Annotated in this window: 19 protein-coding genes; 16 read left to right on the forward strand and 3 right to left on the reverse strand. The window is 58.5% G+C overall.

The window, feature by feature from the left end; all coding sequences use genetic code 11:
• Positions 1–101 precede the first annotated feature (101 nt).
• The 5 genes from GQA94_RS14185 to GQA94_RS14205 all read left to right on the forward strand — a co-directional run bounded on the left by GQA94_RS14185 (position 102) and on the right by GQA94_RS14205 (position 4204).
• Entirely contained in the window at positions 102–839 is a 738-nt protein-coding gene (locus GQA94_RS14185; protein WP_158188618.1) for a metallophosphoesterase, read from the forward strand.
• A gap of 63 nt (positions 840–902) precedes the next feature.
• Positions 903–1220: a hypothetical protein gene (locus GQA94_RS14190; protein ID WP_158188619.1), complete on the forward strand. Its 318-nt coding sequence runs from the start codon at positions 903–905 to the stop codon at positions 1218–1220.
• A gap of 12 nt (positions 1221–1232) precedes the next feature.
• Positions 1233–2042 carry a hypothetical protein gene (locus tag GQA94_RS14195; RefSeq protein WP_158188620.1) on the forward strand — a complete coding sequence of 270 codons (810 nt, stop codon included), beginning with the start codon at positions 1233–1235 and terminating at the stop codon, positions 2040–2042.
• 73 nt (positions 2043–2115) lie between these two features.
• Complete coding sequence (locus GQA94_RS14200) at positions 2116–2754, forward strand: HAD family hydrolase (protein ID WP_158188621.1); 639 nt, start codon at positions 2116–2118, stop codon at positions 2752–2754.
• 520 nt (positions 2755–3274) lie between these two features.
• A complete protein-coding gene (locus GQA94_RS14205; RefSeq protein ID WP_158188622.1) occupies positions 3275–4204 on the forward strand; it encodes a hypothetical protein in 930 nt (309 codons plus the stop codon).
• A gap of 812 nt (positions 4205–5016) precedes the next feature.
• On the opposite strand, the gene GQA94_RS14210 is transcribed toward GQA94_RS14205, so the two are convergent.
• The 3 genes from GQA94_RS14210 to GQA94_RS14225 form a co-directional block, all read right to left on the reverse strand.
• Complete coding sequence (locus tag GQA94_RS14210) at positions 5017–5364, reverse strand: hypothetical protein (protein WP_158188623.1); 348 nt, start codon at positions 5362–5364, stop codon at positions 5017–5019.
• On the reverse strand, positions 5361–5645 hold the full coding sequence (locus GQA94_RS14215) for a hypothetical protein (protein WP_158188624.1): 285 nt from the start codon (positions 5643–5645) through the stop codon (positions 5361–5363). Before GQA94_RS14215 ends, GQA94_RS14210 begins: the two co-directional genes overlap by 4 nt.
• A 367-nt stretch (positions 5646–6012) precedes the next feature.
• Positions 6013–6960: a LysR family transcriptional regulator gene (locus GQA94_RS14225; protein ID WP_158188626.1), complete on the reverse strand. Its 948-nt coding sequence runs from the start codon at positions 6958–6960 to the stop codon at positions 6013–6015.
• A 309-nt stretch (positions 6961–7269) separates the two neighbouring features.
• On the opposite strand from GQA94_RS14225, the gene GQA94_RS14230 reads away from it, so the two are divergent.
• From GQA94_RS14230 to acnB, 11 genes are all read left to right on the forward strand, one after another.
• The gene (locus tag GQA94_RS14230; RefSeq protein ID WP_158188627.1) at positions 7270–8775 is read left to right on the forward strand and encodes a CoA-acylating methylmalonate-semialdehyde dehydrogenase; all 1506 of its coding nucleotides are present in this window, start codon (positions 7270–7272) and stop codon (positions 8773–8775) included.
• 50 nt (positions 8776–8825) lie between these two features.
• Positions 8826–9599 (forward strand): enoyl-CoA hydratase, encoded by a 774-nt coding sequence (locus tag GQA94_RS14235; RefSeq protein ID WP_158188628.1) that lies wholly within the window; start codon positions 8826–8828, stop codon positions 9597–9599.
• Positions 9600–9635: 36 nt separating this feature from the next.
• Entirely contained in the window at positions 9636–10526 is an 891-nt protein-coding gene (gene mmsB, locus GQA94_RS14240; protein ID WP_158188629.1) for a 3-hydroxyisobutyrate dehydrogenase, read from the forward strand.
• A gap of 1 nt (position 10527) precedes the next feature.
• Positions 10528–11616, forward strand: coding sequence for an enoyl-CoA hydratase/isomerase family protein (locus tag GQA94_RS14245; protein WP_158188630.1), 1089 nt, complete (start codon positions 10528–10530; stop codon positions 11614–11616).
• A 99-nt stretch (positions 11617–11715) separates the two neighbouring features.
• On the forward strand, positions 11716–12867 hold the full coding sequence (locus tag GQA94_RS14250) for an acyl-CoA dehydrogenase family protein (protein ID WP_158188631.1): 1152 nt from the start codon (positions 11716–11718) through the stop codon (positions 12865–12867).
• A gap of 70 nt (positions 12868–12937) precedes the next feature.
• Positions 12938–13687 carry an electron transfer flavoprotein subunit beta/FixA family protein gene (locus GQA94_RS14255; protein ID WP_158188632.1) on the forward strand — a complete coding sequence of 250 codons (750 nt, stop codon included), beginning with the start codon at positions 12938–12940 and terminating at the stop codon, positions 13685–13687.
• Positions 13688–14617 (forward strand): electron transfer flavoprotein subunit alpha/FixB family protein, encoded by a 930-nt coding sequence (locus GQA94_RS14260; RefSeq protein WP_158188633.1) that lies wholly within the window; start codon positions 13688–13690, stop codon positions 14615–14617. It begins immediately after the preceding gene.
• Positions 14618–14708: 91 nt separating this feature from the next.
• Entirely contained in the window at positions 14709–15830 is a 1122-nt protein-coding gene (locus GQA94_RS14265) for a Re/Si-specific NAD(P)(+) transhydrogenase subunit alpha (RefSeq protein ID WP_158188634.1), read from the forward strand.
• 12 nt (positions 15831–15842) lie between these two features.
• Positions 15843–16175: an NAD(P) transhydrogenase subunit alpha gene (locus tag GQA94_RS14270; RefSeq protein WP_025239882.1), complete on the forward strand. Its 333-nt coding sequence runs from the start codon at positions 15843–15845 to the stop codon at positions 16173–16175.
• The gene (locus GQA94_RS14275; RefSeq protein WP_158188635.1) at positions 16172–17623 is read left to right on the forward strand and encodes an NAD(P)(+) transhydrogenase (Re/Si-specific) subunit beta; all 1452 of its coding nucleotides are present in this window, start codon (positions 16172–16174) and stop codon (positions 17621–17623) included. Before GQA94_RS14270 ends, GQA94_RS14275 begins: the two co-directional genes overlap by 4 nt.
• 131 nt (positions 17624–17754) lie before the next feature.
• Positions 17755–20364 carry a bifunctional aconitate hydratase 2/2-methylisocitrate dehydratase gene (acnB, locus tag GQA94_RS14280; RefSeq protein WP_158188636.1) on the forward strand — a complete coding sequence of 870 codons (2610 nt, stop codon included), beginning with the start codon at positions 17755–17757 and terminating at the stop codon, positions 20362–20364.
• The last annotated feature ends 247 nt before the right edge of the window (positions 20365–20611 follow it).

The following is a 20611-nucleotide window of genomic DNA, read 5'->3' on the forward strand; positions in this document are numbered from 1 at the left end:
CCTATAGTTCGTCAATCGATACATTCGGCAAGCCTTGGTTAACGCGTCGCTAGCGATCAAGTGCCTGCCACCACCCTCAATATATAGCTAAACCGTCCCCAATGAAGATACACATCCTGTCTGACCTACACGTCGAATTTCGTCAGTTCACGCCGGAAGTACCACCGGAGACGGATGTCGTAGTCCTCGCCGGCGACATCACGACGCGGGGACGTGCCGGGTTTTGGGCGGCTGCAAACTTCAGCCATCCCACGGTACTCATCGGGGGCAATCACGATAGCTACCAAACGTCCCTACAGCGTGCCCATCGCCTCATGAGTCGAGATTGCGCTGAACACGTTCATTTTTTAGAAAACGATATATTCGAATGCAAAGGGGTACGGTTTCTTGGCTGCACCGCATGGACTGATTTCAAATCAACGGGAAATCAGCCATTAGCGATGTTGCAAGCTCAAAGCCAAATGAATGATTACAAGATGATCCGGTTCGAGCCGAAGTTCCGGCGACTTCATCCCAACGACACGCGTTCGCTTGCCGAGTATTCGAGAAGTTGGTTGTTTGAAGAGGCCCAAAAGCCTTTCCCAGGCAAAACGGTCATTATTACTCACACCCCACCTCTAATTTCACTTCTGCCTGAAGTGAGCGAACCAGATCATTTAGATGCCGCCTACGCTAACAACTGGCCAGAATTCCTCGATCTGAATATTGATCTTTGGATATTCGGCCACACCCACCATCCGGTTGACCGACGAATCGGAGGAATTCGGTTCATTTCAAATCCACGAGGCTATCCAGGTGAAAACGTAGCGTTTAAGCCTGATTTTCTAGTAACACTTTAAACATAAACTCCCTTGTCCTTCGTTCGATCGAAGCGTCTTGCCTCGTCCAAAAAAAGGAGCTCCATGAAATCACCACGCATCGTTCGAGAAGCCCAGCAATTCAATTTTCCTATGCAAATCACTGGTTATTTGCTGAATGTCGAGTTATTGCCTAACGAAGCCCTCCGAGGATACGTATTCAGCGATACCAAAGGGCGATTTGAAGACGGCACTTACATCTCCACCGCCCAAGTAATAGATATTCGCATTGATCTGCCCAGGCATGTAGCGCGAACCGTATCAGACAGTTATTACGTAATCTGCAACTACTCGCTTGCCAGCTGTAGCAGGCGCCCTGTCAATGGAATATCAATTGAGTTCAGCGATTCACAATTGCATTAATGAGGATATGAGATGCTTGATGTCCTAACTGCGTTTGAAGACCTATTAGATCTTCATTTTAAGCAGCAAGTCACTGCTGTGCTGAGCGAGGTCTACATGCTCAACGGACATCTTTGCGGAGAAGTGTTTGGCGACAAATCGAAACGATTCAAAAATGGGACGCGAATCATGACGTCGCCAGTGAATTTTGGAATCGAAGTCGCTGGTTACCAGATTTATCTGACCCGTACCGCTAGCGTTTATTTAGTCAGCAGCTGGAGAAAGTTTGACGAAACATGGAAAGAAATGAGCTTGGCAGATGGGATTCACCCTATCGACTTCCTCCTCAGTACCTCACCTGAGCGCGGTGATGACTTCAGTGAGGATCAAGAGGTCTCCCGCTCCCTTGAGACGGAGCTTATTAAGATGCAAATCCCTAAGCGGAGAGTAAATCGCGCGATTTTTCTTGACGCCGAAACGGAGCCTGACCAGGAGCACATTGCGGATGAGCTGAACTCAAAAATCTTTGAGTTGGCCACGCGTCATTTGGACGCCGGTGAGTTAGCACAAAAGCTTGAGGCCGCTCAGCGCCGCATTGTTCTAGACACCAAAAGTGAAGTCCTGATTGAGTACACGAAACGACATCCGGATCCGTTTTTGTTACCCCTCATTGCTCTTGGATTCCTTCCGAGGTGGCAAGCAGTTTTGATGCTGGATGGCCAGTTCAATGTATCACGAAGGGCTACCAGCGATTTGGCGAATGAGCTGCTAATTGTGTTGCCCGTAGAGGTGTTAACAAAGCAACTGCGCGAACGAAGGATGGGGCTAGATCTCGGCTTGTAGCGATGGATTCTCGGATCTACGGGCGCTCGCTGCTTCGAAATTAGGATGCGCCATCAGTGAGGATGGACAAGGCATGACGACAACAATCATTTTCGATGCGTTTGGTACGCTGTTAGAAATCAAGAATCGCCGCAGCCCGTACCTCAAAATATTAAGGGAAGGCAGGCGCCAAGGGCGACGACCACAGGCTGATGATTCCTACCAATTAATGACTCAAAGCCTGGGCCTGCAGGAAGCAGCAGATTACTTCGGCATCGAGCTTTCCCCCGAATTGCTTCAGCACGCAGAGAGGAGTTTGGAGGAAGAGCTAGCGAACATCTCGGCTTTCCCGGATGCCCTTGAGGCCGTAGCGCTTTTGCAGGGGGCAGGTCTCCGGTTGGGCGTTTGCTCAAACCTCGCTCAGCCCTATGGATCATCGATTCGTCATCTCTTTCCAGATTTGGATGCTTACGGCTTCAGTTTCGAAATCGGGTTCGTGAAGCCAGAACCTATGATCTACCAAGCCACTTGCGCACTCCTTGGCGTACAGCCTAACTGTGGCCTTGGGGGCCAAGATCGCGTTGTGATGATCGGCGACTCACAGCGTTGTGACAGAGACGGCCCTAGAGCCGTTGGCATCATGGGGTTTCATCTGCAAGGAAGCGGACATCAGGGGATTACGAACCTGGTCGACTTCGCTCATTCGGTACTCGCGGAGACGACGTCGATCTGACAAATTAATGAGCCCATATTGACCAGTTATTGCTGACGACTTGGCCGGCCTGCCAAGGATGCGGCCAGATACGCACTAGACGCGGACTATAACCGCTATCGATTTAACGCAAGATGATCACTGTGTCCTTTTGATCTGCCTGCAAGGTAGCGTGATTCAACAAGGCAGGAATTCTGAGAAGAAATCAGTACGCAAAAGGAAGACACGATGAGCAAGAGTCGTGAGCCAGAGAAAGAAACGGCGATGATCGCAGAGGCAGAAATAGCCGCAATGGCAAACTAACCCCTGCACCTTGCCGCCGTTGAGATCACCTTGACTTCGTCGATATCGCAATCAGCCTCAACATGACTGAAACCTCGGGTAGTGCCAGACAACATTAAGCGCCTACGATAGATTCTGAAATATACGAAGAACACTCATAAGCCGTCAATATATATTTATTTATTTCACTTAATTAGCTTGACACAAGTGTCGTTACGGAGTTTTATAGATAAAAACAGCTTTAAAAAAAGAGATAGAAATGACCTCATTAATCGTGGCGCATGGGCAACCTGATGAAAACATTTTTGGTTTGGCAAACAAACTTGGTTCGCACGACTTACCGCGCATCTCTCGCTTCCAACGTGTTGGCTGCATACTGAGCATTTACTTCGAAATGGAAAGCGCCGAAAGATCTGACATAACAGACGACGAATATGCAATCAGGGTTCTCGTAGAGGCTTGCGATCTCGCTGAAAGTACTGCTCGCAAGCTAGTTCGATCTACAGGAGGTGTTGCAGAATGTTTTAGGCTTGCCTGGGATAGCATGTCTTTTGAGGATCGAGCGATTTCCATGGGAATGGATTATACCCATGAGTCTAACTTCTGGCCGTATTTTCATGTGTATAGCACCACATTACAGCGGCACATAGCCAGTTCAAGCCAAACGCAAAGCTTTAGTGTTCCAGAGGTTACAGATGTATTAGCTGACCTAAACGCTAAGCGATTGGTGGGCGCGGATGCTGGTGGTTTGTCTGCGTCTTTTGACCCAGAGTACGTATCAAAATTTGTCGAGGAAGTGTTTATCTTGCTTCACGAGCCGAAATACACATCGAGATTCCAGCATATCGGCGCAATACTAGACATGTTTGACATGTACGCATCAGCTGGTCCGGATCAATGGGCGTATGATGCGCTTGCGGCTCTTGACATGCTTGCTTCTCAAGGAATAGACCGACCTCTTGCTGATTACTTCATCGCCAGCCAGGACTGGGCTTCTCGCTTCAGACTTGCTTGGGCGTTGATAGATGACAATGAGCGTGCGGAGGCAATAACAGAAGAGTTTGATGTGCTGCACAATTACTGGCCCGGATTTGGCTATTATAATAAAACGCTCAGCAAGCATATAGCTCTGACCTCTGGCGATCCTTACACACTTCTGCGCTGCCCTCCCGGTATGGCGGGCTATTAGATTGTACGCTGCTACGGGGAGATAGCGCATGATCTGCGCCGGCTGCATAGCGAAACGCGTAAGTCAAAGTGTAAATCTCGGCAACTCGAACGATTAAAAAAATTCGGAATGTCCGTAAGCGCGCGAGCGGTTGCAAAGTAGCCTGGCCGACCATGACAAACGCGCGTGTATTGTTTGAAGCAGGCAAAAGGGATTCCGACCCCAGGGTCGTCAAACCGGCGAAGTGGCCGATGAATCTCGGCTCGGAGCGCGACTGGGCATTCGAGGGGCAATCCAATCCCCGCCTCAATGGTCGTTGTCTCTCGCTGAACATGGGAAAACGATCCGGAGATTGATCCCGCATCAATATGATGGTCCGGTCGCAGAGGCACCGTCGGACTGGGATCATTTCGCTACAGAATTCGGCGACTCCGCTTGGGGCTACGATTCGACACTGAATTACTACCGCAAGATTGAAAACTGGCGAGGAAGTCCTGTGCCGCGGCGGATTTCGGCAGATTCGCGCATGTCGAGCAGCCGGCCACCCCTCAGCCCCTCGCCTGGGCAACGTTGGAGGCGTGCAGTTGCCTGGGCCGTTTATGAATTATTAAGCTGATCAATTCCTTGCTAAGCAGCAATCCAGCGCCGCTTGTTACCTTGTTGCGTACAACGCATGAGGCCGATCTGGACATCCAGCTCGTCATACGAGATACGTATCCTTCTGTATTCGAAGGAGCAGGATTTTTTTGTTTTATATCGGTTCGGCCAACGCTTCAAACGACTCACGCATGATTCGAGCACGCTCATCCTCATTGTCGCCCTTAAACTCAAGTTCACCGAGGCGCTTTGAATTCTTGGCCATCAAACGGCAGCGCTTCCAGCGGCAGCCGGGAGAGAAGCAACTCCTGCGCCCCCTGTTGTTTGAGTGAACAATCCTCGCTAACAATCAGGTGCATCTGCTGTTCCGAAACCGGCTGAGGGCCCACCTCTATAAGCTTTCCAATCCAGAGCATATGACGCACGATATGAGCTGGACGTGACAGCACTGCGTGCCATACGCCCTGACCGGTGAAGTGCGGTTTCGGCGGGTCATCCAACAGCGTTACGAGCATATCTGAATAAAGTCCGTCGGCACCAATTACTAAGTCATAGCGCCGTTGACTGCCATCGATAAAGCTCACATCAACGCCATCTGCGTCCCGGCTGAACTCAACTCGACTACCGAATAGCCAAGCCGAACCGCGGTGCCGAATGCACGCGTCGCATCAGCCAGGATTTTCGCTAGCACCGGATGCATCACCAGCACCGGATGCATCACCGCTCCGCAGCCAGGCACCTCGTCACCGGCGATACGAGGCGTTGCCAGCTGCGCGAGTAGCTTTCCGGAGGGGGAATGGATATGGACGTCGTCGCTGACGTAGCCGTCCTCCATGAGCAAAGGAGCATAAGAGTATGGCGTCACCTGTCTGGGCCGGGTCGCGCTGGCGTGCTGCGCGAGCCGGCTGGGCCGTCTCGGCCTTACGGGCGCGCATCGCTTACGCATAAACACTGGGTGGAGGTCTGCAGTCGGCCGATTCTGTTGAAAAAATAGCGGCCTCCCCATGCCGTTGGCAAAATTGATTTTGTCAGCGAGCGTGGGGGCGAACCGCATGATGGGACAGTTACCGGGAGAACAGCAGCGTCTGTTCTACTCGTTCAACCTGGAAGATCACGTCCCGCCCCAACACCTTCTGCTTAGCATCGACCAGTGCTTGGGTTTCAGTGATATGCGCACCTTAACGAACCGTGGATGGGTGACGTGCTTGGGGATAGAACGTTCAGTTCTTTGCCTAGCTAGGCGGAAAGCGCATTTGCCCTGATTCACCCATCAGGAAATCAACATTGGTTTCGGTACATGCGCGCAGATAATCGCTGACCAGGCTTATACGCCGTAGACGACGCAGCTCCTCGCGGTAGTAAATCCAGAAGCTCCTGGTCACCTCGATATCGCCCGGTAATACCTCCATTAACCGTGGATCCGAGGCTGCGAGGAAACACGGCAGAATCGCCAATGATCGGCCCTGCAACGCACACTGGTACTGGGCAATCACGCTGGTACTGCGTAGCAGGCTGCTGGCCCCAGGCACGACCCGCTCGAGGTAGAGCAGTTCTGGGCTGAACGCCAAGTCGTCGACATAGGTAATGAAACCATGTCGGGCCAGATCCCCTCGGCTAGATATGGGTGGTTGGCGCTCCAGATAGTCCGCAGTCGCATACAGCCGCAGACGGTAGTCGCATAGCTTGGAGCAGACATAAGGGCCGCGGTCTGGGCGCTCCAGGCTGATGGCAATGTCTGCATCCCGACGCGACAGGCTGACAAAGTGCGGGACCGGAAGCAGATCAATGGCGATGTTTGGATAACGGTCCTGAAAATGACTGAGCTGCGGCGCGACAAAGTAGCTGCCGAACCCCTCGGTTGAGCCGATACGCACGTTGCCGGACAGCGCCAGGCTAGCACCGGAGACCTGCTCGCATGCGCTCTGCAACGTGCTCTCCAAATTTTCGGCATGGACCAGCAGGTTTTGCCCTTCGGCAGTGAGAACAAAACCAGCCGAACGCGAACGCTCGAACAGCAAGGTCCCCAACGCCTTTTCCAGCGCCTGGACCCGTCGTGACACCGTTGTGTAGTCCACGCCCAAGCGCCTGCCAGCTTGGCTGGCCGTACGTGTACGTGCCACCTCAAGAAAGAACTTGAAGTCGTCCCAGTTGATCTTGCTTTGTTTGATATTTTTTTGCATATCGAATCTGCTTTATTGCCCCTTCCTTGTGTAACTTTACATACCTATGCTCATCACCGATAGCTGAATGGCTCATTTCGCAGCCGCGAGGCTGATACGAGAGAGAAAAGCCAGAGAGTTAACGGTGTTCCTCGACAAAAGCGCGCTTGGATGCACCGCCGATGAAAGAGCGGTCATGCGTAACCTCTCGGTTCATGCCGGACGCTCAAGCGGCTCCCAGCGCCTGACCTACCGCTTTCAGCAGTGAAACAGCCATAACGCCTCACCCGGACGGCCAAGCCGCTCATGACGACCAAAGGACTCCGCAACATGAACAATGCTATCCCTACCGTTAAACTTTTGATCAATGGCGAACTCGTCGAATCGCGTAGCAACGAATGGCGCGACGTGATCAACCCTGCCACCCAGCAGGTACTTGCCCGTGTGCCCTTCGCCACCCAGGACGAAATGAACGCTGCCGTGGCCTCCGCCAAGGCCGCCTTCAAGACCTGGCGCAAGACGCCGATCGGCGCGCGCTCGCGGATCTTCCTCAAATATCAGCAGCTGATCCGTGAAAACATGAAGGAGTTGGCAGCAATCCTCACCGCCGAACAGGGCAAAACGCTGCCGGACGCCGAGGGCGATGTGTTCCGCGGGCTGGAAGTGGTCGAGCACGCCGCCGGCATCGGTAATCTGCAACTGGGCGAACTGGCCAACAACGTCGCAACAGGCGTCGACACCTTTACCCTGCTGCAACCCCTGGGCGTGTGCGCAGGCATCACGCCGTTCAACTTCCCGGCGATGATTCCTCTGTGGATGTTCCCGATGGCCATCGCCACCGGCAACACCTTCATCCTCAAGCCGTCCGAGCAGGACCCGATGGTCACCATGCGCTTGGCCGAGCTGGCGCTGGAAGCCGGGGTGCCGCCAGGCGTGCTAAACGTCATTCATGGCGGTGTCGATGCGGTCAACCTGATCTGCGACCACCCGGACATCAAGGCCGTCTCCTTCGTCGGCTCGACCAAAGTCGGCACCCATGTCTACAACCGTGCCAGCCAGGCTGGCAAGCGGGTGCAGTGCATGATGGGCGCGAAGAACCACGGCATCATCCTGCCCGACGCAAACAAGGAACAGACCCTTAACAACCTGGCCGGCGCTGCATTCGGCGCCGCCGGACAGCGCTGCATGGCGCTGTCGGTCGTAGTGCTGGTCGGCGAAGCGCAAAGCTGGTTGCCGGACCTGGTGGCCAAGGCCAAAACATTGAAGGTCAATGCCGGTGCCGAAGGTGGCACTGATGTCGGCCCGGTGATCTCTTGCGCGGCGCTTGATCGCATCAATTCGCTGATCGAACGCGGCGTGACGGAAGGCGCCGAGCTGGTGCTGGACGGCCGCAACCCGCAGGTCGCCGGGTACGACAAGGGCAACTTCGTCGCCCCGACGATCTTCGCCGGCGTGACGCCGGAGATGAGCATTTACCGCGAGGAAGTCTTCGGGCCGGTGCTCTGCGTGATGCAGGTCGACACTCTCGACCAGGCCATTGAGCTGATCAACGCCAACCCCAACGGCAACGGCACCGCCCTCTTCACCCGCTCCGGCGCTGCAGCACGCCACTTTCAGGAAGAAATCGATGTCGGTCAGGTGGGCATCAACGTGCCGATTCCGGTACCGGTGCCGATGTTCTCCTTCACCGGTTCGCGCGCTTCCAAACTCGGCGACCTCGGCCCGTACGGCAAGCAGGTGGTGCAGTTCTATACCCAGACCAAGACCGTCATCGAGCGCTGGTTCGACGAAAGCGAAGTCGGCGGCCCGGTTAACACCACCATCAACCTGAAATGATCGGACAGGCCGGCCATCGCGCCGGCCTGTTTGCTTGCGAGGAAACAAAAATGGAATTCGAAACCCTGCTTGTCGAAATTCAGGGTCGCGTTGCGCTGGTTACGCTCTACCGCCCGCAGGCCTTGAACGCGCTCAATGGCCAGCTGATCAGCGAGCTGAACCAGGCGCTGGGCCAATTGGAAGCCAATCCGCAGATCGGTTGCATTGTGCTGACCGGCTCGGCCAAGGCTTTTGCGGCCGGTGCTGACATCAAGGAAATGGCCGAGCTGACCTATCCGCAGATCTACCTGGACGACTTCTTTGCCGAAGCCGACCGCATCGCCACACGCCGCAAACCGCTAATCGCGGCGGTAGCCGGCTACGCACTGGGTGGCGGCTGCGAACTGGCACTCATGTGCGACATGATCTTCGCAGCCGACAACGCCCGTTTCGGCCAACCGGAAATCAACCTTGGTGTACTACCGGGCATCGGTGGCACCCAGCGCCTGACCCGCGCAGTCGGCAAGGCCAAGGCGATGGACCTGTGCCTGACCGGCCGCCAGATAGATGCCGAAGAAGCCGAGCGCGCCGGCCTTGTTGCCCGCATATTTCCGCAGGAGAGCCTGCTCGAGGAAACCCTCAAGGCCGCCCGAACGATTGCCGAGAAATCCCTGCCGGCGACCATGATGATCAAGGAGAGCGTCAACCGTGCCTTCGAAACCACACTGGCCGAAGGCATCCGCTTCGAGCGCCGGGTGTTTCACTCCGTCTTCGCCACTGGGGACCAGAAGGAAGGCATGGCGGCATTTAGCGAGAAACGCAAACCCGACTTCAAGAATCGTTAAGCCGCGTCGGGCTCAAAAGTATAAGAGGAATCAGCTATGCATATCGGTTTTATTGGCCTCGGCAACATGGGTGCGCCCATGGCCCACAACCTTCTCAAGGCTGGGCACCCGCTCAGGGTGTTCGACCTGTCCCCCGAAGCTGTTGCCGGCCTGGTAGGCGCTGGCGCCCAAGCAGCCGACTCGCCCAGCGACATCGCTCACGGCGACACCGAACTGATCATCACCATGCTGCCCGCCGCCCCTCATGTTAAGAAAGTTTACCTGGGCGCTGACGGCCTGATCGCCCGAAGCCGCCCAGGGCTGACGTTCATCGACTGCTCCACCATCGATCCACACAGCGCACGGGAAGTTGCCGCAGCGGCGGCCGAGCATGGCAACCCGATGCTCGACGCGCCGGTTTCCGGTGGCACCGGTGGTGCCGCGGCCGGCACCCTGACCTTCATGGTCGGCGCCAGCGTGGCCGATTTCGACCGTGCCAGGCCGGTTCTCGCGGCGATGGGAAAGAACATCGTCCATTGTGGCGACGCCGGTAACGGCCAAGTGGCCAAGGTCGCCAACAACATGCTGCTGGGCATCAGCATGATCGGCGTTGCCGAAGCTATGGCCCTGGGCGTCGCGCTGGGCATGGATGCCAAGACCCTGGCGGGGGTGATCAACACCTCCAGTGGCCGGTGCTGGAGCTCGGATACCTATAACCCTTTTCCTGGAGTGATGGAGAACGCACCGGCGTCGCGTGGCTACAGCGGCGGTTTCGGTAGCGACCTGATGCTCAAGGACCTCGGTCTCGCTACCGAGGCGGCAAAACAGGTACGTCAGCCGGTAATCCTCGGCGCCCTCGCCCAGCAGCTGTACCAGAGTTTCAGTGCTCAGGGCCATGGCGCGCTGGACTTCTCGGCGATCATCGGCCAGTACTGCAAGGACACCTGAGATGAGCGAACGCCCCGTACTCTCTGCCGTTCGCAACCACGTCGGTCATCTCACGCTGAACCGACCGGCGGGGCTCAACGCGCTCACCCTGGAAATGGTCCGCCACCTGCACCAGCAGCTCAGCGCCTGGGAACAGGATTCTCAGATTCATGCCGTGGTGTTGCGCGCCAATGGAGAAAAGGCCTTCTGCGCCGGCGGCGATATTCGCTCGCTGTATGAGAGCTTCAAGCATGACGGCAGCGAGTACCAAACCTTCTTCGAGGAGGAATATGCGCTTGGCCAGTACATCCATGCCTACCCCAAACCTCTGCTCGCGTTGATCGACGGCATGGTCCTTGGCGGCGGGATGGGCCTGGTCCAGGGCGCCTCGCTGCGGATAGTTACCGAGCGGGCGCGCATGGGCATGCCCGAGGTCGGCATCGGTTATTTCCCGGATGCCGGCGGCAGCTATTTCCTTTCGCGCATGCCGGGCGAACTGGGCACCTGGCTGGGCGTCACAGGCCAACAGATCCGAGCCGCCGACGCGCTATATGCCGGCCTGGCTGACTGGTACGTCGGTCACGACCAGATCGCCGATCTGGATCGCTGCCTGGATGGCATGAGCTGGAAGATCCATCCGCAGGAGGCGCTGCGCACGCTGATCGCGACGCTGGGGACAAACAAGCTGCTGGGCTCAGAGCTCAAGGCACTGCATCAAACTATTGACGACCATTTCGCGAAGGTGGACGTCCCGGCCATCCGCGCCTCGCTTGCGTCCGAAACCCGACCGGAATTCTCCGACTGGGCTGAAGAGACGCTTAAAGTACTGGACAGCCGCTCGCCGTTGGCGATGTGCGTAACGCTGGAGATGCTGCGTCGTGGCCGCGATCTTTCTCTTGCCGACTGCTTTGGTTTGGAGCTTCACCTAGACCGCCGATGGTTTGCGGACGGCGACATCATGGAAGGTGTACGCGCGCTGATCATTGATAAGGACAAGTCGCCGCGTTGGAACCCTCCGAGCCTCGATGCCGTTACCGACGAGCGCGTGCAGGGCTTCTTCAGGGGCTTCAAAGACACTACAGAAAAGGCGAAGAGAGTAGGTAGCGGCTGACAGGCGCAACATCAGACCAACTACAAAATAGGCCATCTGGAATAACACGCCACAGCGGGGCTGTCATCGCCCATCAGAAAAAGGAAAAGGAGTGGTGATATGCATGATCTAGAACTGAGCGAAGACCAACGAATGATCCGCGACATGGCGCGCGATTTCGCCCGTTGTGAGATCGCGCCTCACGCCCACGACTGGGAAAAGGCGGGCTGGATCGACGACGCCTTGGTGGCGCAGATGGGCGAGCTCGGCCTGTTCGGCATGGTCGTCCCGGAACAATGGGGCGGTAGCTATATCGACTACGTTGCCTACGCGCTGGCGGTGGAGGAAATCTCGGCTGGCGATGGCGCCACCGGCGCCCTGATGAGCATTCATAACTCGGTCGGCTGTGGGCCGGTTCTCAGGTATGGCAGTCAAGCGCAGAAGGAAGAATGGTTGGGCGAGCTGGCAAGCGGCCGCGCTATTGGCTGTTTCGCGCTCACCGAACCCCATGCCGGCTCTGAAGCGCACAACCTGCGCACCCGCGCCGAGCTGGTGAACGGCCATTGGGTGCTCAACGGCAGCAAGCAGTTCTGCAGCAATGCCAAGCGCGCGAAGCTGGCCATCGTCTTCGCGGTGACTGACCCGGAGCTGGGCAAAAAGGGCCTTTCCGCCTTTCTTGTGCCAACCGATACGCCCGGTTTCGCAGTGGAGCGCAGCGAACATAAGATGGGCATCCGCGCTTCGGACACTTGCGCGGTGACGCTGAACGATTGCCGTGTGCCGGCAGCCAACCTGCTCGGTGAGCGTGGCAAAGGTTTGGCGATCGCGTTATCGAATCTGGAAGGCGGCCGCATCGGCATCGGTGCGCAAGCACTGGGCATCGCCCGCGCGTCATTCGAGGCGGCCCTGCTCTATGCCCGCGAACGCGTTCAGTTCGGCAAGCCAATCATTGAGCACCAGAGCGTCGCCAACATGCTCGCCGACATGCAAACCCAGCTGAACGCCGCGCGGTTGCTGATATTGCATGCGGCACGCTTGAAGAGTGCCGGCCTGCCCTGCCTGTCCGAGGCGTCCCAGGCCAAGCTGTTCGCCTCGGAAATGGCAGAAAAAGTCTGTTCGCAGGCAGTACAGATCCATGGTGGCTACGGCTACCTGGAGGACTACCCGGTTGAGCGCTACTACCGCGACGCCCGTATAACCCAGATATATGAAGGCTCCAGCGAGATCCAACGGCTGCTGATCGCCCGCGAGTTGGCTCACTACAGCCTATGACCCGTTTTGTGGGCAGGCGCCTCCCTCGTGGCCCTGCTCTTTTTTATTTCCCGAAAGAGAAACGCAACCCATGAAAGTACTGGTACCCATCAAACGAGTGGTCGATTACAACGTCAAGGTTCGCGTCAAGGCGGACAACTCCGGCGTCGACCTCGCCAACGTCAAGATGTCGATGAACCCCTTCTGCGAGATCGCCGTGGAAGAAGCCGTGCGCCTGAAAGAGAAGGGTGTAGCGAGCGAAATCGTCGTGGTTTCCATCGGTCCGACCGCTGCCCAGGAGCAACTGCGTACCGCGCTGGCACTGGGTGCAGATCGCGCCGTGCTGGTCGAGTCGACCGAAGAGCTCAACTCCCTGGCCGTGGCCAAGCTGCTGGAAGCGGTAGTCGACAAGGAGCAGCCGCAACTGGTCATCCTTGGCAAGCAGGCCATCGACAGCGACAACAACCAGACCGGCCAGATGCTCGGTGCGTTGACCGGCTTCGCCCAGGGCACCTTCGCCTCGAAGGTCGAAGTGGAAGGCGACAAGGTCAAGGTCGAGCGTGAAATCGACGGCGGCGCGCAAACCGTCGCACTGAACCTGCCGGCGATCGTGACCACCGACCTGCGCTTGAACGAACCTCGCTACGCGTCGCTGCCGAACATCATGAAGGCCAAGAAGAAGCCTCTGGAAGTCCTGACTCCAGACGCGCTTGGCGTGTCCACCACCTCCACCGTGAAGACCCTGAAAGTCGAAGCGCCGGCGGCTCGCAGCGCCGGCATCAAGGTCAAGTCGGTGGCTGAACTGGTCGAGAAACTGAAGAACGAGGCGAAGGTAATCTAAATGACTATCCTGGTTATCGCTGAACACAACAATGCCGTTCTGGCTGCTGCGACGCTCAACACCGTAGCCGCTGCCAAAGCCATCGGTGGTGACATTCATGTGCTGGTTGCCGGTAGCGGCTGCGGTGCCATCGGCGAAGCGGCAGCCAAGATCGAAGGCGTCGCCAAGGTGCTGGTCGCCGACGATGCGGCCTACGCTCATCAACTGCCGGAAAACGTCGCACCGCTGATCGCCGGCCTGGCCAAGGATTACAGCCACGTACTGGCCGCCGCGACCACCAATGGCAAGAATTTCCTGCCGCGTGTCGCCGCCCAGCTGGATGTCGATCAGATCTCCGAAATCATTGCCGTTGAAAGCGCCGATACCTTCAAGCGCCCGATCTATGCCGGTAACGCCATCGCGACCGTGCAGTCGAGCGCGCCGATCAAGGTGATCACCGTTCGTGCAACCGGCTTCGATCCGGTCAATGCCGAAGGCGGCTCGGCCAGCGTCGAGCAGGTATCCGGCACGGGCGAGGCGGGTGTATCCGCGTTCGTCGGCGAAGAACTGGCCAAGTCCGACCGTCCTGAGCTGACCGCTGCCAAGATCGTCATCTCCGGTGGTCGCGGCATGCAGAACGGCGACAACTTCAAGCATCTTTATTCGCTGGCCGACAAGCTCGGCGCCGCAGTCGGTGCCTCGCGCGCTGCGGTCGACGCAGGCTTCGTGCCCAACGATATGCAGGTTGGTCAGACTGGCAAGATCGTCGCGCCGCAGCTGTACATCGCGGTCGGTATCTCCGGTGCCATCCAGCACCTGGCCGGTATGAAGGATTCCAAGGTGATCGTGGCGATCAACAAGGACGAAGAAGCACCGATCTTCCAGGTCGCTGATTACGGTCTGGTGGACGATTTGTTCGAAATCGTGCCGGAACTCGAGCGGCTGCTTTAGCGCCGCAACACCTCTATCTACGTTCAATCTCTGGGCGCCGTTGGCGCTCCGGTTTAGTGCGCCCAACAAGACCGCGGTGGGGAATCACAGCGTGCATATCGGAATTACTCTCGAAACCAGGCCCGGTGAAACGCGCGTTGCCGCGACACCGGAAACCGTCAAGAAGCTGATCGGCCAAGGGCATCGGGTCACGGTGCAGAGCGGGGCTGGCGTACAGGCCAGCGTCCCGGACAGTGCCTATGAGGCGGCAGGCGCTACCATCGCCGATGCCGCTGCGGCGTTCGCAGCAGAGATCCTGCTGAAGGTGAGCGCACCGAGCGAAACCGAACTGGCGCAGATGCAGCCAGGCACGGTGCTGATCGGCATGCTCAACCCCTTCGACAACGACAACATCGCGCGCATGGCCGCACGCGGCATCACCGCATTCGCCCTGGAAGCGGCGCCGCGCACCTCGCGCGCGCAGAGCCTGGACGTGCTGTCGTCGCAGGCCAACATCGCCGGCTACAAGGCGGTGATGGTCGCCGCCAATCAGTATCCGCGCTTCATGCCGATGCTGATGACCGCCGCCGGCACGGTGAAAGCCGCACGGGTGCTGATCCTCGGCGCGGGCGTCGCCGGCTTGCAGGCGATTGCCACGGCCAAGCGCCTGGGCGCGGTGATCGAGGCCTCGGACGTGCGTCCGGCGGTGAAGGAGCAGATCGAATCGCTGGGCGCCAAGTTCGTCGACGTGGCATTCGAGACCGACGAGGAGCGTGAGTGCGCAGAAGGTGTCGGCGGCTATGCGCGACCGATGCCGGCGTCCTGGATGACCCGTCAGGCTCAGGCTGTGCATGAGCGCGCCAAGCAGGCCGACATCATCATCACCACCGCGCTGATCCCGGGCCGCAAGGCACCGACGCTGTTGCAGGAAGAGACCGTGCAGCAGATGAAACCCGGCTCGGTGGTGATCGACCTCGCCGCGTCCCAGGGCGGCAACTGCCCGTTGACCGAAGCCGATCAGGTGGTGGTCAAGCATGGGGTGACGCTGGTCGGCTACACCAACCTGGCGACCCTCGTGCCGGCGGATGCCTCGGCGCTGTACGCGCGCAACCTGCTGGACTTCCTCAAGCTGGTGATCGATGGCGACGCCCGGTTCCAGCTCAATCTCGAAGACGACATCGTCGCCGCGTGCCTGATGTGCCGTGACGGCCAGATCGTGCGCACCAACGGTTAAGGGAGCCTTGCAATGGACCTGATTTCTGACGGCATCTATAACCTGATCATCTTCGTGCTGGCGATCTACGTCGGCTACCACGTGGTCTGGAACGTCACCCCCGCGCTGCACACGCCGCTGATGGCGGTCACCAACGCGATTTCGGCAATCGTCATCGTCGGCGCCATGCTCGCCGCCGCCCTGACCGTCACCCCGATGGGCAAGCTGATGGGCACCCTGGCCGTGACCCTGGCTGCGGTCAATGTTTTCGGTGGCTTCCTGGTCACCCGCCGCATGCTGGAAATGTTCAAGAAGAAGGAGCGCGCGTCCGTTGCCGGCAGCGCCAAGGCGGAGTCCAAGCCATGAGCATGAACCTGATCACCCTGCTCTACCTCATCGCTTCGGTGAGTTTCATCCAGGCCTTGAAAGGCCTGTCGCACCCCACCACCTCACGCCGTGGCAACCTGTTCGGCATGATCGGTATGGGCATCGCCGTGGTCACCACGGTGTTCCTGGTGTTCAAGCTCGGCTCACAGCTGGCCGAGAGCGCCAGCCCCTGGAGCGGCCTGGGCTTCATCATCCTCGGCCTGCTGATCGGCGGCAGTATCGGCACGCTGATGGCCAAGCGCGTTGAGATGACCAAAATGCCCGAGCTGGTTGCCTTCATGCACAGCATGATCGGCCTGGCCGCGGTGTTCATCGCCATCGCCGCGGTGCTCGAGCCGCAATCGCTGGGTATCGTCCAGGCCATCGGCTATCCGATTCCGGCCGGTAACCGCCTGGAGCTGTTCCTCGGTGCGGCGATCGGCGCCATCACCTTCTCCGGCTCGGTGATCGCCTTCGGCAAGCTGTCTGGCAAGTACAAGTTCCGCCTGTTCCAGGGCGCACCAGTGGTGTTCGCCAACCAGCACAAGATCAACCTCGCCGTCGGCGTGGCGATCCTGGTGCTGGGCCTGATCTACACCTTCAGCGGCAACTTCACCGCGTTCATGCTGCTGGTGGCGCTGGCCTTCGTGATCGGCGTGCTGATCATCATCCCCATCGGCGGCGCCGACATGCCGGTGGTGGTCTCGATGCTCAACAGCTACTCGGGCTGGGCGGCAGCCGGTATCGGCTTTTCGCTGAACAACTCGATGCTGATCATCGCCGGCTCCCTGGTCGGTTCGAGCGGCGCGATCCTCTCCTACATCATGTGCAAGGCGATGAACCGCTCGTTCTTCAACGTGATCCTTGGCGGCTTCGGTGGTGACGCCGATGCCGGCCCTGCCAAGGGCAGCCAGGAGCAGCGTCCGGTCAAATCGGGCTCCAGCGATGACGCCGCGTTCCTGCTGTCGAACGCCGACACCGTGATCATCGTCCCCGGCTACGGCCTGGCGGTGGCCCGCGCGCAGCACGCGCTGATGGAACTGGCCGAGAAGCTGACCCATATGGGCGTGACCGTGAAGTACGCGATCCACCCCGTCGCCGGTCGCATGCCCGGCCACATGAACGTGCTGCTGGCCGAGGCGGAAGTGCCATACGAGATGGTGTTCGAGATGGACGACATCAACTCCGAGTTCGGCCAGGCCGACGTGGTGCTGGTGCTGGGCGCCAACGACGTGGTCAACCCGGCGGCGAAGAACGATCCGAAGTCGCCCATCGCCGGCATGCCGATCCTCGAGGCGTACAAGGCCAAGACGGTCATCGTCAACAAGCGCTCCATGGCCAGCGGCTATGCGGGGCTCGATAACGAGCTGTTCTACATGGACAAGACCATGATGGTCTTTGGCGATGCTAAGAAGGTCGTCGAGGACATGGTCAAGGCGGTCGATTAACCATTAATCATGCTAGTCCGGGCAGTATTTCAAGGCTATTCGCAGAGTCTGAGACGTCAAGCGGCGAATTCTGCCCCCAATTTTTCCCGCCGACTCGCCTCCGTGCGAATCAGGAATCTGGAGTCGACCCTATGCTAAAAAGTTATCGAAACCACTTGTCGGATAGAGCAGTTCAAAACCTACCACCTCTCGCTATCAACGCCGAGCAGACCGCAGGCCTGGTCGAGCTTCTGAAAAATCCGCCAGCCGGCGAAGAACAATTTCTCCTGGACCTGATCACCAACCGCGTCCCAGCGGGCGTGGATGAAGCAGCCTACGTCAAGGCCGGTTTCCTCGCCGCCATCGCCAAAGGCGAAGCCACCTCGCCGCTGATCAGCAAGCAGCACGCCGTCGAACTGCTGGGCACCATGCAGGGCGGTTACAACATCGTCACGCTGGTCGAACTGCTGGACAATCCGGAACTGTCCGACGTCACCGCCAAACAACTGAAGCACACCCTGCTGATGTTCGATGCCTTCCATGACGTCGCAGAGAAAGCCAAGGCCGGCAATGCCAATGCCAAGGCCGTCATGCAGTCCTGGGCCGAGGGCGAGTGGTTCAAGAACCGCGCCCCGCTTGCCGAAAAAATCACCCTGACCGTATTCAAGGTCACAGGCGAAACCAACACCGACGACCTGTCGCCGGCACCTGACGCCTGGTCGCGCCCGGACATCCCGCTGCACGCCCTGGCCATGCTGAAAATGGCCCGCGACGGCATCACGCCTGACGTGCCCGGCTCCGTTGGCCCGCTCAAGCAAATGGAAGAACTGAAAGCCAAGGGCTTCCCGGTCGCCTACGTCGGTGACGTGGTCGGTACCGGTTCCTCGCGTAAATCAGCGACCAACTCGGTGCTGTGGTTCTTCGGTGACGACATCCCGAACGTGCCGAACAAGCGCGCGGGCGGCTTCTGCTTCGGCACCAAGATCGCGCCGATCTTCTACAACACCATGGAAGATGCCGGCGCCCTGCCGGTCGAGTTCGACTGCTCCGACCTGGCCATGGGCGACGTGATCGACGTCTATCCCTACAAGGGCGAAGTCCGCCGTCATGGCAGCGATGAGCTGGTCACTACCTTCCAGCTGAAAACCGACGTCCTGCTCGACGAAGTTCGCGCTGGCGGCCGTATTCCGCTGATCATCGGTCGCGGCCTGACCGAGAAGGCCCGCGCTGAACTGGGCATGGGTCCATCCGACCTGTTCAAGAAGCCGGAAGCCCCTGCCGAAAGCACCAAGGGCTTCACCCTGGCCCAGAAAATGGTCGGTCGCGCCTGCGGCCTGCCGGAAGGCAAAGGCGTCCGTCCGGGCACCTACTGCGAGCCGAAGATGACCACCGTCGGTTCCCAGGACACCACGGGCCCGATGACCCGTGACGAACTGAAGGACCTGGCTTGCCTGGGCTTCTCCGCCGATCTGGTGATGCAGTCGTTCTGCCACACCGCCGCCTATCCGAAGCCGATCGACGTCACCACGCACCACACCCTGCCGGACTTCATCATGACCCGCGGCGGTGTTTCCCTGCGTCCGGGCGATGGCATCATCCACAGCTGGCTGAACCGCATGCTGCTGCCCGACACCGTCGGTACTGGCGGTGACTCGCACACCCGCTTCCCGATGGGCATTTCCTTCCCGGCCGGTTCCGGTCTGGTCGCCTTTGCCGCCGCCACCGGCGTGATGCCGCTGGACATGCCGGAGTCGGTCCTGGTTCGCTTCAAGGGCAAGATGCAGCCTGGCATCACCTTGCGCGACCTGGTGCATGCGATCCCCTACTACGCCATCCAGAAGGGCCTGCTGACCGTCGAGAAAAAGGGCAAGAAGAACATCTTCTCTGGCCGCATCCTCGAGATCGAAGGGCTGAACGAGCTGACCGTCGAGCAAGCGTTCGAGCTGTCTGACGCCTCTGCCGAGCGATCTGCGGCAGGTTGCACCATCAAGCTGCCGGAAGCTGCAATCGCAGAATACCTGCAGTCGAACATCACCCTGCTGCGCTGGATGATCAGCGAAGGCTACGGCGATGCTCGTACGCTGGAGCGTCGCGCTCAAGCTATGGAAGCTTGGCTGGCCAAGCCCGAACTGCTGGCCGCCGATGCTGATGCCGAGTACGCCGAAGTCATCGAGATTGACCTGTCCGAAGTTACCGAGCCGGTCCTCTGCGCGCCGAATGACCCGGACGATGCCCGCCTGCTGTCTAGCGTCCAAGGCGAGAAGATCGATGAAGTTTTCATCGGTTCCTGCATGACCAACATCGGTCACTTCCGCGCTGCCGGCAAGCTGCTGGACAAGGTTGAAGGCTCTTTGCCGACTCGTCTGTGGCTGTCACCGCCGACCAAGATGGACCAGCACCAGCTGACCGAGGAAGGCTACTACGGTATCTACGGCCGCGCCGGTGCGCGCCTGGAAATGCCGGGCTGCTCGCTGTGCATGGGTAACCAGGCCCGGGTTGAAACTGGTTCGACGGTAGTCTCTACCTCGACCCGTAACTTCCCTAACCGTCTGGGCGACGCGACCAACGTGTACCTGGCTTCTGCTGAACTGGCAGCGGTCGCCTCGATCCTGGGTCGCCTGCCGACCGTCGAGGAATACATGGTCTATGCCGCTCAGATCGACACCATGGCGGCGGACGTATATCGCTACCTGAGCTTCGATCAGATTGCTGAGTTCCGTGAGTCTGCGGCCAAGGCCAAGATCGACGTGGTTCAGGTCTAAGCATGTAAACAGGCTGGACAACTGCGACCCGGCCGTTAAAGAGAAATTTTGATACCCCTTGAGAGCTCTTGCTTGAGGGTGTGGAGCTGAAGCTGTTCGGCACGGGTTTCGTGTTTGTCTTCCCGTATCGTCCTGGCCACCCACGTGCCCCTGGAAGACACGTTGCCAATCGAGCATGTTCGATCAGATCGGCTCTCATCGGTGGAATCCGAGGGCGGTGCGACCTTCGATGCCTGCATCAGTGACC

The organism is Stutzerimonas stutzeri, assembly GCF_009789555.1.
Taxonomy (GTDB): domain Bacteria; phylum Pseudomonadota; class Gammaproteobacteria; order Pseudomonadales; family Pseudomonadaceae; genus Stutzerimonas; species Stutzerimonas stutzeri_R.